Annotated in this window: 13 protein-coding genes, 7 pseudogenes and 1 other annotated feature; of the genes and pseudogenes, 10 read left to right on the plus strand and 10 right to left on the minus strand. The window is 54.9% G+C overall.

Translation table 11 applies throughout. The annotated features are described in order from the left end of the window. Positions 1–3: 3 nt before the first annotated feature. Both catC and FS819_RS24185 read right to left on the minus strand, forming a co-directional pair. The gene (gene catC / locus FS819_RS24180) at positions 4–294 is read right to left on the minus strand and encodes a muconolactone Delta-isomerase (RefSeq protein ID WP_156550023.1); all 291 of its coding nucleotides are present in this window, start codon (positions 292–294) and stop codon (positions 4–6) included. 11 nt (positions 295–305) lie between these two features. Continuing rightward, the gene (locus FS819_RS24185; RefSeq protein ID WP_156550225.1) at positions 306–1,487 is read right to left on the minus strand and encodes a muconate/chloromuconate family cycloisomerase; all 1,182 of its coding nucleotides are present in this window, start codon (positions 1,485–1,487) and stop codon (positions 306–308) included. 163 nt (positions 1,488–1,650) lie between these two features. On the opposite strand from FS819_RS24185, the gene FS819_RS24190 reads away from it, so the two are divergent. Continuing rightward, entirely contained in the window at positions 1,651–2,598 is a 948-nt protein-coding gene (locus FS819_RS24190) for a LysR family transcriptional regulator (protein WP_156550025.1), read from the plus strand. On the opposite strand, the pseudogene FS819_RS24195 reads toward FS819_RS24190, so the two are convergent. The 3 genes and pseudogenes from FS819_RS24195 to FS819_RS24205 all read right to left on the minus strand — a co-directional run. Then, positions 2,599–2,854, minus strand: a pseudogene (locus FS819_RS24195) (transposase); the annotation flags it as partial. A 47-nt stretch (positions 2,855–2,901) separates the two neighbouring features. After that, positions 2,902–3,533, minus strand: a protein-coding gene (locus tag FS819_RS24200) for an IS6 family transposase (RefSeq protein WP_234624815.1) whose coding sequence is annotated in 2 segments (ribosomal slippage) — positions 2,902–3,302 and positions 3,302–3,533 — 633 coding nt in all. Because the reading frame shifts where the segments join, the coding sequence is not laid out codon by codon here. An 80-nt stretch (positions 3,534–3,613) separates the two neighbouring features. Next, on the minus strand, positions 3,614–3,907 hold the full coding sequence (locus tag FS819_RS24205; protein WP_156550027.1) for a hypothetical protein: 294 nt from the start codon (positions 3,905–3,907) through the stop codon (positions 3,614–3,616). Positions 3,908–3,918: 11 nt separating this feature from the next. On the opposite strand from FS819_RS24205, the gene FS819_RS24210 reads away from it, so the two are divergent. Together FS819_RS24210 and FS819_RS24215 are read left to right on the plus strand one after the other, a co-directional pair. Next, positions 3,919–4,941 (plus strand): LLM class flavin-dependent oxidoreductase, encoded by a 1,023-nt coding sequence (locus FS819_RS24210; RefSeq protein ID WP_156550029.1) that lies wholly within the window; start codon positions 3,919–3,921, stop codon positions 4,939–4,941. Positions 4,942–5,107: 166 nt separating this feature from the next. Next, positions 5,108–5,335 (plus strand): annotated as a pseudogene (locus FS819_RS24215) (GNAT family N-acetyltransferase); the annotation flags it as partial. Positions 5,336–5,524: 189 nt separating this feature from the next. Here the strand turns inward: FS819_RS24215 and FS819_RS24220 are convergent. The 3 genes from FS819_RS24220 to FS819_RS24230 form a co-directional block, all read right to left on the minus strand. Then, positions 5,525–6,169 carry an MFS transporter gene (locus tag FS819_RS24220; RefSeq protein ID WP_197434148.1) on the minus strand — a complete coding sequence of 215 codons (645 nt, stop codon included), beginning with the start codon at positions 6,167–6,169 and terminating at the stop codon, positions 5,525–5,527. Then, positions 6,154–6,606 carry an MFS transporter gene (locus tag FS819_RS24225; RefSeq protein WP_197434149.1) on the minus strand — a complete coding sequence of 151 codons (453 nt, stop codon included), beginning with the start codon at positions 6,604–6,606 and terminating at the stop codon, positions 6,154–6,156. The genes FS819_RS24220 and FS819_RS24225 overlap by 16 nt, the downstream gene beginning before the upstream one ends. Before the next feature lie 377 nt (positions 6,607–6,983). Then, complete coding sequence (locus FS819_RS24230; RefSeq protein WP_156550030.1) at positions 6,984–7,313, minus strand: HNH endonuclease; 330 nt, start codon at positions 7,311–7,313, stop codon at positions 6,984–6,986. 346 nt (positions 7,314–7,659) lie between these two features. Here FS819_RS24230 and FS819_RS24235 point away from each other — a divergent pair. Beyond that, positions 7,660–8,109 (plus strand): annotated as a pseudogene (locus tag FS819_RS24235) (transposase); the annotation flags it as partial. Further along, positions 7,944–8,100 (plus strand) — a sequence feature (AL1L pseudoknot). Its footprint overlaps the pseudogene before it by 157 nt. A gap of 152 nt (positions 8,110–8,261) precedes the next feature. Here FS819_RS24235 and FS819_RS24240 read toward each other — a convergent pair. After that, positions 8,262–8,501, minus strand: a complete 240-nt coding sequence (locus FS819_RS24240) for a hypothetical protein (RefSeq protein ID WP_197434150.1) — start codon at positions 8,499–8,501, stop codon at positions 8,262–8,264. Positions 8,502–8,570: 69 nt separating this feature from the next. Between FS819_RS24240 and FS819_RS24245 the strand changes: the two genes are divergently transcribed. The 6 genes and pseudogenes from FS819_RS24245 to FS819_RS24270 all read left to right on the plus strand — a co-directional run. Continuing rightward, on the plus strand, positions 8,571–9,098 hold the full coding sequence (locus FS819_RS24245) for a P-loop nucleotide/nucleoside kinase family protein (RefSeq protein WP_156550033.1): 528 nt from the start codon (positions 8,571–8,573) through the stop codon (positions 9,096–9,098). 332 nt (positions 9,099–9,430) lie between these two features. Then, a pseudogene (locus tag FS819_RS24250) lies at positions 9,431–10,219 on the plus strand (IS3 family transposase); the annotation flags it as partial. Positions 10,220–10,260: 41 nt separating this feature from the next. Then, positions 10,261–10,617 (plus strand): annotated as a pseudogene (locus FS819_RS24255) (RcgA family putative transporter); the annotation flags it as partial. After that, complete coding sequence (locus FS819_RS24260; RefSeq protein WP_156550037.1) at positions 10,607–11,623, plus strand: alpha/beta hydrolase; 1,017 nt, start codon at positions 10,607–10,609, stop codon at positions 11,621–11,623. The pseudogene FS819_RS24255 and the gene FS819_RS24260, both read left to right, overlap by 11 nt. A 153-nt stretch (positions 11,624–11,776) precedes the next feature. Then, a pseudogene (locus tag FS819_RS24265) lies at positions 11,777–12,466 on the plus strand (transposase); the annotation flags it as partial. Positions 12,467–12,503: 37 nt separating this feature from the next. Next, positions 12,504–12,593, plus strand: a pseudogene (locus tag FS819_RS24270) (SMC-Scp complex subunit ScpB); the annotation flags it as partial. Positions 12,594–12,889: 296 nt separating this feature from the next. Here the strand turns inward: FS819_RS24270 and FS819_RS24275 are convergent. Beyond that, a complete protein-coding gene (locus FS819_RS24275; protein WP_234624814.1) occupies positions 12,890–13,510 on the minus strand; it encodes a LysE family translocator in 621 nt (206 codons plus the stop codon). Positions 13,511–13,520 lie beyond the last annotated feature (10 nt).

Here is a 13,520-nt window from a genome sequence, read left to right on the forward strand (position 1 = left end):
GCGTTAGCTGTCGTTGTCGCGGATGGAAGAAGGATGCCGCAGAAGCGGCATCACCTCGATGTCCATAAATTTAAACAGCGGCAGACCAGAGAGTATTGCGTGCAGCTCCGCATTGTCGCTCACGTCAAAAATGCTGTAATTGGCGTATTGGCCTGCAAGCCGCCAGATGTGGCGCCACTTGCCGCTGTTTTGTAATTCTTGCGAATAGGCCTTTTCGCGCGCCAGAATGTCAGCTACTTCTGATTGTGGCAGGTTGTGGGGCAGGTTGACGTTCATTCGGACATGAAACAGCATAGTGACACTCCTTATCCAGCCACGCTGATGGTTTTGTGCAATCCGTCGCGCACAAAAAACGCCACGCGCTCGTCGTCCAGTTCGATGCCAAGGCCGGGGCCGTTGGGAACGGTGAGCTCGAAATTGCTATAATCCAGCGGCGTTGTGAGAATTTCCTCGGTCAGCAGCAATGGGCCGAACAGTTCGGTGCCCCATTGCAGCTGGTTGAAGGTTGAAAACACATGCGCGGAGGCAATGGTGCCGAAAGCAGCCTCCAACATCGTGCCGCCGTAAAGGCCAATCCCTGCGGCATCGGCAATGGCGGCAACACGCTGGGCGTTGAATAGACCACCGCTTTGCTCAATCTTGACTGCAAACACATCGGCTCCACTGACTTTTGCCAGCTCGAACGCACTTTCGGGACCGTGCAGCGATTCATCCGCCATCAAGGCGGTGGGAAAACGACGCACAAGGCGCGCCAAGGCAGAAGTTGAGGCCACTGGCTGCTCGACCAATTCGCAACCGGCATCGGCAAGGGCTGCCATGCCATAGGCGGCATCGGTTTCGCTCCACGCCATGTTGACGTCTACCCGCACCGCACCGCGATCACCCAAAGCTCGCTTGATGGCTGCAACATGCGCGATGTCATCCAGCAAGGGTTTTGCGCCAATCTTGAGCTTGAAAATCTTGTGCCGACGCAGGTCCAGCATTTTTTCGGCTTCAGCAATGTCTTTGGCGGTATCGCCAGACGCTAGCGTCCACGCAACGGGCAAACGGTTGCGCAGCCGCCCACCCAACAATTCACTGACAGGCAGGCCAAGGCGCTTGCCGTGCGCATCCAGCAATGCAGTTTCAACCGCGCATTTGGCAAAGCGGTTTTCTTTGACCATTTTGCCAATGCGCGTCATCAATGCCCTGACAGTGGTGGCATCCTGCCCCAGCATCAGGGGTTTGAAATAGGTATCAATGGCCAGTTTCATGCTCTCGGGGCTTTCGCCGCCATAGGCCAGCCCACCGATTGTGGTGCCTTCGCCAATGCCAACAACACCATCGCTGCAATGAATTTTGACCAGCATCAGGGTCTGGCCGTTCATGGTCGCCACCGACAGCTTATGCGGCCGGATGGTCGGAAGATCGACAAGCATGGCTTCTACTCGCTCAACAACGGGCAAAGCGACTGTTTTCGAGACAAGGGGTGTAAAGGTCGTGTTCATGGCGAGACGGTAAGCGCAACCATAAAAGACGTCCAATATCATTGGTATCGCTTATCATACCTATTTGGTATAATAGAAGAAAAATTATCTGCATATAGGCACTTGCCGCACCGCAACATATCTTCAATGATAGGTGTTTACTGAAAACAAGAGGGCCGACACGATGGATCTCCGCCACCTTCGTTACTTCGTCGCGGTCGCACAGGAGCGGAATTTCACGCGGGCAGCGCAGATCCTGCACATCGCACAGCCACCGTTGAGCCGGCAGATCCAATTGCTGGAGGAACAACTCGGTGTGCCGCTCATCATCCGTAAAAGCCGACCAATTCGGCTGACAGAGGCTGGCCGGCTATTTTACGAACAATCCTTGCAAATTCTGGGGCGAGTGGAACAGATGCAGGCGGCAACCCGTCGGGTCGGCCTGAACCAGAACAGTGTTCTATCCATCGGCTTTGTGGCCTCGACACTTTATGGGGGGCTACCATCGCTAGTGCGAAAACTGAGAGAACACGCGCCGGACCTGGATATTCAATTGCTGGAACTGGTCTCAGTCCAACAGATTCCGGCGCTGAAGGAAGGGCGCATCGACATTGGCTTTGGTCGCGTACGTCATAGTGATCCGAATGTCGTTGGTCTGTTGCTGCGGGAAGAGCGCCTGGTAGCGGCCATTCCGAAAGGCTCGCCGCTTGCCCACGACACATCACCCCTCTCTGTCTCTGCCTTGAATGGTTGCAAAATTATTGTCTACCCCAAGGAGCCTCGCCCGGGATATGCCGATCAGGTGCTGGCTCTGTTACAGAGCCACGATGCCCGCCCAGCCGAAGTGCAGGAAGTCCGGGAGATTCAAACAGCTCTGGGTTTGGTTGCCGCAGAAGCTGGTATTTGCATCATTCCGGCTTCCGCACGACAAATGCGCTCGGATGTGCATTACCGATTGCTTGACGGAAAGGGCGTAACGTCACCAGTCATTCTCAACCACCGAATTGGCGATAGTTCGCATTACATTGATCTCGTGAAACAGTTGATTCAGGACATGTATGCAGAACAACCAACTTGGCTGGACCTCGAGCACAATCTCTTGCATCCGACCTTTAATACCCGCCGTCAATAATCAGAACCCATTTGCCCGTTGCCGCCGGCCGATGAACATGATCTTCCATGGTCGGTTCTGCAGTGTCCGCCAAGCGTAACAGCAGTGGTCGACGATGTCTTCGTAGGATTTGAAGACGCGGTTAGAGAGCCAGATTGTCACGCATGAACTGCCAGATATTTTCGACGGGATTAAGTTCGGACGATTTCGGCGGCAGTTGCAGGATGGTGATGTTTTGAGGGACAGCCAGGTTGTTGGACATGTGCCATCGGTTTTGTCGCAAACTTTTGGCATGGTCGCAGAGAGGGCTATTCCAGGACACAGTTATGCGGCGAGTGCGGAGAACGGTTTCAAGGCCCATTGGCCACTGGTAAAAAACTGCTGTTTGCGGATCATATGGGCGACTTCGATGCTGTCCAGTGTAGCTGATGCGGACCGAAAGGATTTGAAGCCCTTCATGGGCCGGGTCAGCTTCTTGATGAAACGATGATCTTGCTCAATCATGGTGTTGAGATGTTTGACTTGGCAAATCTCGATCAGCCAGAACCAACCGCGCAACAGCAGCAGGAGGTTCATGTTCTGCAGTGCTGCCAAATTCGCTCCACTCTTGTCGATCACGACTTTGTCCGGCCAGCCATTGTTCTCTATGGTGTGGGCGAAAAAATCGGTAGCGGCGGCCTCGTTGCGATGCTCAGACAGCATGAAATCAAGGGTTTGCCGTGCTTATCAATGGTGCGATAAAAATACATCCACTTGCCTTTGACCTTGATGTAGGTCTCATCCATTCGCCAAGAGCTACTGGGTTTGGATTTGTGGCGCTTCGCTTGAAGGGCAATTAGCGGAGAGTATTTCACGACCCATCTATTCAGTGTCGCATGGTCGAGATTGACACCGCCTTCAGCCATGATTTTTTCAAGGTCGCGGCAGGAAACCGCATAGCGGAAATATAAAAACACGCCTTATAAAATCACTTCTTTCGGATAGTGACTGCCTTTGAAATCGACCACGACCGCTCAACTCTGCCTACCTGCTTTCTTCAGGCTGCATCTACCGCATGATTATCGAGGCTGCAAATCAGCCGGAAATTTTGCGACAAAACCGTCAGTTGCGCCTTGACTAAGCCCTTACGCGGAACCTTTCGGGCGCGATCGAAGCGGGTGACACCATCAAGCGCGCCGGCGGGCCCGACGGCAACTATGTGGCGTTGAACTGAAAGCCTCCTGGTAAACCGCTGCTGCAGAACGAACGCACCGTTCACCGTTTGACCTTCGTTACTTGGCCCCCACATTCCTATATCGAGGGAAGCACAATCACTTTTCTGCAGATGCAAGGTTTTTACCCATGAAAAACATTGGTTTCCTCTCCTTCGGCCATTGGTCGCCGTCCCCTCAGTCCGGAACGCGCTCCGCTGGCGATGCACTGCTGCAGTCGATCGATCTGGCGGTTGCCGCTGAAGAACTAGGGGCTGATGGCGCCTATTTCCGTGTCCACCATTTTGCCCGGCAGCTGGCATCGCCCTTTCCGCTTCTCGCCGCCGTCGGCGCCCGTACCAGATCGATCGAAATCGGCACGGCCGTCATCGATATGCGCTACGAAAATCCGCTCTATATGGCCGAAGATGCCGGTGCTGCCGATCTGATCGCGCAGGGTCGTTTGCAGCTTGGCCTGAGCCGCGGATCGCCCGAGCAGGTCATCAATGGCTGGCGCTATTTCGGCTTTCATCCGGAAGAGGGTGCCAGCGATGCCGATATGGGCCGGCGCCATGCTGAAGTGTTTCTGGAAGTGCTGAAGGGTCAGGGTTTTGCCGAGCCCAATCCGCACCCAATGTTTCCCAACCCGCCCGGGATGCTGCGCCTTGAGCCGCATTCGGAAGGCTTGCGGGAGCGTATCTGGTGGGGCGCTGGCTCCAATGCCACCGCCATCTGGGCCGCCGAGCGCGGCATGAACCTGCAAAGCTCGACATTGAAGGACGACGAGACCGGCGAGCCCTTCCATGTGCAGCAGGCGGCGCAGATCCGAGCCTATCGCGAGGCCTGGAAGGCGGCGGGTCACACCCGCCAGCCACGGGTATCCGTCAGCCGCAGCATCTTCGCTTTGGTCGATGACCGGGACCGCGCCTATTTCGGCCGCGGCGGCAAGGAGCAGGATTCAATCGGCTATATCGATGACAGCACACGGGCCATCTTTGGCCGCTCCTACGCGGCGGAACCGGATGTGCTTGTTGAGGGGCTGGCGAAGGATGAAGCCGTCACCGAGGCCGATACGCTGCTGCTGACCGTACCGAATCAGCTCGGTGTCGAATACAACGCCCATGTCATCGAGGCCATTCTGAAGCACGTAGCCCCGGCGCTCGGCTGGCGATAACCTGCAGTCTTGAACAGCGCGACCGGTAGCAAAACAGGCCGTGAGGAGGTTGCCGCCCGTCGGCGCCTCCCAGTCGGTCATCTCGCCGGCCACGAAGACGCCGGGTAGGGATGGTGCTTGAGGAACGCCGACTGCTCGGCAGCGCCATTGAGGCGGGTATGCCCATAAGCCTGTTGGCTTCGCCGATCTTGTCCTTGATGGTATCTGGACATGATGTTTGTCCATCCTGAGTATCATGGCTTGGGTGTGGCAAGCGTTTTAATGGGCCAAGTGGCGCAAAAGGCACGAGAACTCGGCCTTGATTGCGTTCGTATGGAAGCAAGCATTACTGCGGCCATTCTTTGAGCGGTGAGGATTTCGCGTTCTGAGGAGCCAGACGGTCGAAAAGCGATGAAAAAGTCTCTCTAACTTTTTGTTGGAAAAACCGTTCCCGACTAAGTGTTTGGCGCCGCCAATAGCAGTCATTGCGTTGCCGCCGAACTAAATGCCTTGAGTGGCTTCAGGGTTATCATGCGATCCTATCAACAATCATCGCTGGTTGGGCTGCATTGCTGACTGATAGTCGCCCTGTACGGCTCTGAGTTTATCGCGAGTGCTTACGAAACATTGACGTGAAAAGTAGAAGAGCGGCGAAAGCAGCGACAACCGAGGCCACCCGGATAACTGCTCGGAAATCGTAGGCTTGCGCTATAAGGCCGGTCGCGGGGCCCGCAAGAATGCCGCTGACACTCAGAACATTCCAGTAAAGCGCGGTGGCCTGTGCCGGGCGATCACCGGAGAAAGATTGCACGAAACTGATGCCGATGCTGGCATAGAGGCCGTAATACAGGCCCTCCAAGGCCGCGCCTGCCAACATCTGTGGACAGGTTTGAACATAGGAGAGCAGCAGGATCGTTACGGTTGCCAGCAGCGCCACTGCGACAAGTGGCCCTTTCAGGCCAAAGCGGGAGATGATCATTGGCGTAGTGAAGATCGCGAGGACCTCCACGAAGGTCTTCATGCTGAAGGCCGTGCCTGGCGCATAACCCGGTAGCCCAACTTCCCGCACGTAGAACAATGGCAGTGCGCTAAATGTCAGAGAGTGCGCTGAGGACAGGCAGAACACAAATGCGGCCGCCAACCACAGGCCGAAGTCCTTGTTGGAAGAATGTGCGTGTACTGATCCTGACTTGGGACGAAGTGTCATATCGCGCGGGATAATTATCCACCACATCAACGCCAGCAGCATGCCAGGGCAAAAGCGAGCTTGAAGACGGCAGCTTCGCCGAAGCGCTCTGCGAACAGGAAGGCGACCGCCGGGCCTATCATCCAGGCGGTTGATGTCGTGGCGCGCAGGAATGCATTGGACCGGCCACGCGTAATCTTGCCGCGTTCTGCTACGACCGCCCCGAGGCTGAACATGGTGGATACCGCACTACTGCTCAAACCGAATCCAAGCACGCCGAATGTCAAAACGATCCACAAGGACGGTGAAATCGACAAGGCACTCGTGGCAAGAAGATAACCCGCCAGTGCTACACCGATCAGCGGAAAAGGAGCAATACCTGCATCCAGCCAGCGACCAAAGGTGCGGGTGCAGATTATGCCGAGCACGGTAACGCCCGCCGCGTAGAGGCTGATTGTCCACGGCGCACGCCCCAAACCCTCCACAATGTAGTAAGCCATGAACGGCCCGATCATGGAACTGCAGGTTGTGCCTATAAACAATACAAGCAAGAAGGGATAGAGTGAGAGCGAACGGCTGCTCATCGTCGCACTCATAGAAATGCCTTTCGAAATGCTGTCGCGGATGTTTCCGCAAACTTGCAAATTCAGGTCAATAGGCACCAACTATGACAGCCGTGTAACAGGCTAGTTGTGACATGAACAGGTGGACGTTTGGCTCGTCCGCTTCGAGCCGACAGCGGACTTCAACCGTGTGTCCACTCCGGGCACTTTCACGGCAATAGCTCGTCGACCTGGCACTATGTCCGTCGACGAGACGGGTGAGCGTGGCGGATATTGGCAACGACGCGTAACGCGAGCTGTTCCGTCGCAGATTTTCAGCGACGTCGGGTGCGTTCCTCTGCCTCGTCCTCGAAGCTCGGTGGCTTGGTTTTCACCCACGTGACGAATTTCTGGATCGCGGGGTCCTCGAGAATAGCGGCGATCGTGGAAAACTTCTTCGCCAGCTGCGCGTCGGTGAAAACCCTGTGGATGTGGCTATGGCATATGCGATGCAGGGGCAACTTGAGCTTGCCGCCTTTGCTCTTGGGAACCAGATGGTGGTTCTCCATTTGGTCGTCCGGTATCACGCGCTCGCACAGCGGGCAGATGATCGGCTCCGCCTGCATATCGTCCGAAGCGAAATTTTCTCTGATTTTGCGTGCCATCAGTCTCTCCGTCGGCGGTCGGACCTCGTCCGTTCGGCTTCGGTAGATCATCCTCTACCTGCCGACAACAAAAAAAGGCCAGGACGAAATCGCATCGACCTTCCTCATCTTCCCCCATTCGTCAGGTCAGGACATCCGTGGAGCGGTTGTCCTGACGTCGCTCGCACGACAGCGAGTAGCCGCTTCATCTCGAATGCGGGCTGCTGCGTGGGAGTACCCCTGAAACTTGTTAGGCCACCTTCCGCCTTGGTTCTGCCCTAGGTCACTTTCCTTTGCCAAACGCGAACGCGCTTCTGTGAGCCGCGCCGGGTTTGCCGGAGACCTCACCTGGTGAGAAGTAGGGTCTATGACAAGCAAGACGGCGAACAAATTCTGTCCTGAAGTCCGCGTCCGCGCCCTTCGGATGGTGACGGAGCATGAAGCCGAACATCCCTCCTGTTGGGCGGCAGTATCATCGACAGCAGCGAAGATCGGTTGTTCGGCACATACCCTCCATGAATGGGTGAAGAAGGCCGAGGTCGACAGCGGCAAGCGCGCTGGTCTGTCAAGCGACATGGCCGAGAAGATGAAGGCTCTGGAGCGGGAGAACCGCGAGCTTCGTCAGGCCAACGAGCTTCTGCGTAAGGCATCAGCGTATTTTGCCCAGGCCCCTATCGGCGAATGCAAGCATTCGCCTGTCGGGTAAGAGGAAGCTCGACCGCCCACTGAAGCGATGATTTCCTTCATCGACGAACACCGCTCGGTGCTCGGGGTCGAGCCTATCTGCAGACTGCTACCGATTGCCCCGTCCACCTATTAGGCCCAGTCGGCTCGAACGTGGGATTTTGGCCAACTTGACGAACAAAAGAAGAATATGGATTTTGATGGTCGTGGGTGCCTGTGTTTTGCGTCGCAAATATCAGGTGCAAAATCGAAATTTTAATCGGGATTAAAGCGACAAGCTGGCCTTCATTCAACCTTTCGAATCTCTGCATCCAGCCAACTGCAGAACCGGCGTACGACCTTCGATTCAGAGCGGCGCAGGTAGCGATATGTGCCGATTTCAACAGGCTCATATCCAGGTAATGCTGTGAGTGCTCCGGAACGCGTTTCCCGGTCTGCGCCGACGTAATCGTCCACCACTTCTGGAAGAAGCAGCATTTGCGAGCGGTCTGTTCCTGATAGATGTGCCATGGCAGAATATACCATGAGATTTTGCGATCAGGAATCCTCCAGTCGGGTTCCCAGCGCCCATGAGCACACGGAAGGTCAGTATTCATGCTTATTATTTTTGGCGGCTTGCCGGGCACCGGAAAAACGACGATTGCGCGTGCTTTGGCGAAGGAGCTCGGGGCGAGCTATGTCCGCGTCGATACGGTCGAGCAAAATATACGAGCTTCTGCCGTCTTGAAAGCGGACGTCGGCCCAGCGGGATATTTGGTCGCCTATGGAATCGCGGAAGACAATCTGGCGCTTGGCAATACGGTCATTGCGGATTCTGTGAATTGCTTGGAGGTCACGCGAGATGCCTGGCTATCGGTTGCCACGCGCTCGGCAGTGCCATCAGTTGAAATAGAGGTTATCTGTTCCGACAAAAATGAACATCGCCGAAGGGCGGAAACGCGGGCAACAGATGTTCAGGGGTTGATAAAGCCAACCTGGGAAGAAATTATGGCCCGACACTATGATGATTGGGGGCAAAGCCCACTCGTTGTCGATACTGCGGCGCAGGATGTCCGGCAATCAGTCGCCGAATTGGTGTCAAAGCTTGCGCTTGGCAGAGGTCAGCCAGGCCGGGACTTTTGACACGGTCTGCCTAAGTTTCGCGACAAATCGGCGGCCACTGAATTTTCAGGTGGATTTCTGTCGCAAAAGTCGCTCGCAAAAGTGAGTGAATTGCAGGGGATTTTTGCGACAGGATTCCAACCTGTGGCGCATTTGGGTGTACCTAACAGTGACAGTCGAATGTGACGTTCCCCTTCCGTCACAATAGGGTTGATTTTGCCATTCTGCGACAAGCGGACGCGGAAGCCACCCTAAAGTTACAGCTTCCTCGTTTGTTCTTCGAGTTGGCCAAAACCGCACGTTCGGGCCGACTAGGCCTATTATGAGGTTATCGCCAAGCGCACGGACGTGGCCGGCTATCGGCGCGCGAACGGAATGACATTGCCATGAAAGTCGAGATACGCCGGGTATTCAACGAGAACTTCCAGGTCTATGGCGTGCGGAAAGTGTGGCGACAATTGCAGCGAGAAGGCTTCGACGTCGCACGCTGCACCGTCACTCGGCTCATGAGAATGATGGGTCTTCAAGGCATCATTCGTGGCAAGCCAATCAAAACCACTACATCGGACAAGTCTTCCCCGTGTCCGCTCGACCGGGTGAACCGACAGTTCTTCGCTCCCGCGCCGAACATGCTGTGGTTATCCGATTTCACCTATGTCGCGACCTGGCAGGGCTTCGTTTACGTGGCCTTCGTGATCGATGCCTTCGCCCGCCGTATCGTTGGCTGGCGGGCCAGTCGAACGGCGCATGCGGGCTTTGTGCTCGATGCCCTCGACCAGGCGCTTCATGATCGGCGGCCCGTCAAACGTGGCGGGCTGGTTCATCATTGCGACGGCGGCTCGCAATACGTGTCCATTCGCTATTCCGAACGGCTGGCGGAGGCAGGCATCGAACCGTCTGTCGGAAGCCTTGGCGACAGTTACGACAATGCTCTCACTGAGCCGATCAACGGTCTTTACAAGGCCGAGGTCATCCATCGACGAGGACCATAGCGCAACTTGGAAGCCGTGGAGTTCGACACGCTCGAATGGGTCGACTGGTTCAACAACCACCGCCTTCTGGAGCCCATCGGAAACATTCCGCGCGCCGAGGTAAAAGACCGACACTACGCCATGCTGGACGCACCGGCCATGGCAGCATAACTTAAACCAAACGGTCTCCGGTAAAGCCGGGGCGGTTCAATAACATCGTGGCTTGGTTGGTCGATGATATATCTACAGCGTTTTACGAAAGCAAACATATTGGTAACGGATTCCGCTACACTATGCCGAACTATTATAGCAGCCTTTTGATCGCTCTTTCGAGCTGTTTTGTTTATGGCTCAATCCGCTTGGGTGGCTCATGCCGATTTGTTTTGCCACTATGGAAGATGACGGCGGTCATAGCATTACTTTTTACCAGTTATCTCTTGATTGGTGCATTTCAAGGCTTTTCAATCCTTATGAGCATTGGCGTCGTACTGGCGGTCTACGGCCTTATTGATCCAGCCTTTTGCCGTCGGCAAGCGAGCGAGATTGGGAAAAACCAAAATGTATCATAACTTGCTTGATCGTTGGGATGAGCAACGTTCACAACGCGGTGGCAAATGGAAGAAAACAACCGATTTTATTTTAGACGCTGATCGCGCATTTCCGGGCGCGAAAAACACAGGATCTATCGACGATTTCTGTGTCCTTGCGGACCAAATCATAGGTGACTCGGCGTATTTTTATGCGCCGGGCGGGGACAAAGAGTGTTTTCAATGGCAAGGTGGATGGCTCAAATTTCCATCGGACATTTCGACTGACGTCGAAGAGAACAACGTAGTCTGGGCGAAAATAACAGACAGCGGATCATTCGATCATGCCTTGGTGATCTTCCATCATTGGAATGCAAGCACTCGGAACCACCAGATTGCACATTTTTTCTCGAAACGTGGGATCTCGGTTGTCGAGATTGCTATGCCTTATCACTTTGAGCGACGACGCCTTGGTTCTAGGTACGCCGATTTCATGCTTAGTCCTAATCTGGGTCGAACCATCCAGTCAGTGAGGCAAGCAGTTTGCGACGGGCAAAAACTCATCCGATGGCTGAACAGCAAAGGCTATAAGAAGATTTCCGTTCTCGGTATGAGCTTAGGGTCCTGGGTAGCAGGGTTGGTCGCCGCACACGAGCCGGCTGTGTCAAAAGCTTCGCTGTTTCTCACAGCGGGAAGTCTAGCCGATATGATCTGGACGGGGCGCGCGACACGATCAATACGGGAGAGCCTTGAACCTGCTATTGAGTTGAGTGACCTCAGAAGGGCGTGGGGTCCGCTTAACCTAGAGAATTACGCTCACAATTTGACGCGTCCAGATCTGGATCTCCAGATTGTGTTGGCGAAGAGAGACAAGGTTGTCCTGCCTGAGCTGTCGCATCGGTTCCTGCACAGTCTGAAGGCTACCGGAGCCAGGCCGAATATTTTAGAGTTAAATTGTGGTCATTACTCCCTGGCGCTTCCGCCCTACATTGTATTGGCCGGTTTGAAATTAAAGCGGTTTTTGGTGGAAGTTGACAAAGTAGCCTAGACTGCGCCGGAACTGTCGTGTGTCGGCCACTATCTGTCTTGACGAAGGACCTCCTGCCACCCGGATTTCCATCAATTGGCGTTGGTGCAGGGATCAAGTTTCAATATTTTGCATTTAAGCGGCCGGGCTATAAAATAGGTTGATTGGTGCAGCATGCCGCACAAACACAACGCCTCCCGCCGACATCATATCGGTAAGATGAAGTTCAAAGTGACGAATTGGGCGGAGTATGAGGCGGGGCTTCGCTGTCGTGGCAGCTTGACCCTTTGGATAATGCCGGAAGCGCAGGCGGGCTGGGCAGACCCACGTCGCAAGACACGTGGTGGCTAGCCACTTTATTGGTATCTGGCGATCAAAACGACGCTGATGCTGTGTATGGTGTTCGGATTGCGCTTACGCCAGAGCCAAGGGCTTCTGAGTTCGGTGCTTGATATAATGCGATTGGATTTGCCTGTGCCCGATCAGATCGAAGATGAGATCGACCAGTTCACTGCCGATGGAGCTTATGATGGGTATCCAACCTAAGACGCAGTTTTCCGTCACAGCCCAGGCGCAAGGGTCATTATTCCACCGTGCTCGAAGGCAGTTAAACAGCCCAACGCGCAGGCGTCCTACCAGAGAGACGATCATATCGCATCCATCCAGATCGATGGCCGGTTAAAATGACAGGACGGTAACGGCTATGGCAAACGGGCTTTGGTTGAAACCGCGATGGGTCGATACAACGGCATTATTGGGCTGCGTTTGCGCGCTCGGTCATTCCTTGCTCAACAGACAGAGGCTGCGATCGGCGTCGCCATCGTGAACCGAATGCTTGCCTGCGGACGCCCGAGATCCGCTCAACATGACGACATGTTGCTGAACGCTGCACCAATGCCCGAAGTACTTTCTCTCCGCCTTCGGCATGGAAACCTTGCGCGATCTCCCGGATATCGAAGCGCTTGAGGATGCCGGGTTGTTCAGCCGGAAGGGTGAGCTACAGATGATAGATGGAGTGCATCGGGGAGAGGGTGAGATCGAAGACGAATACTCGGGCGATCTGGAAATCATATATTGTCGGAGTCTGTCCGAGCGGCACTTCATTTGGAATCATGTTGGTTTGAAAACCGCCGCATCGAAATCAAAGGCAGACAACTTTGCAATGCCCCGCGGTCTTCTGAAGTGTGGCTATAATCCGGTCTGTGTAACGGCTGGCTTCTACTGGTTGAGCAATGCTCGTGAAGCATCCGATGTGATACTAACTTTTACTCCAATCTCGGGCTCTGTTCAAAGTATTTTTTCCGCAATAAGTCGAAGTCCGAATGCAGCCAGCAATGCGCCAAGCACGCGCTCAATCCAGCGCCCAAATTGCTGGTACAACATCTGCGCGCGGCGACTGGAGAAAAGAAGCACCACCAATCCGTACCATACGATCTCCAGCGTAAAGCCGCCAAACAAGATCAGCAACTTGGCCCACAAGGCAGTCTCGGGTGGAATGGCGACGGCGTATAACCCGATGAAGAAGGCGATACCCTTCGGATTGGACAGGTTGACCAACATACCTACTCCAAAACCGCGTCCGAACCCTTTCGTCTCCTTTGGCTGAGCCTGAGAGGCGACTGTCGAGCGATCTGGAAGCCAGGCCATCAGGCCAAGATAGACGAGATAGCATCCGCCTGCGATCTGCACGAGGCTGGTCAGCCAGCTTATTTTCGTCAACACCAGCGCAAGTCCTGACATGGACAAGATGGCGTAGATGGTCGCCGCGAATGCCAGACCAAAGGTGGCTCCCACAGCGGTAGACCGGTTACCCGATACCGCCAGCCGGCTGATCAAGGCGAAATTCGGCCCCGGACTTATCACGACCGCCGCATATAGGCCCAGTGTCGTCAGAACGGTCAGTAGCATCGTACTCATT

The organism is Allorhizobium sp. Av2, assembly GCF_021462805.2.
In the GTDB taxonomy this organism is placed as follows: Bacteria; Pseudomonadota; Alphaproteobacteria; order Rhizobiales; family Rhizobiaceae; genus Allorhizobium; species Allorhizobium vitis_G.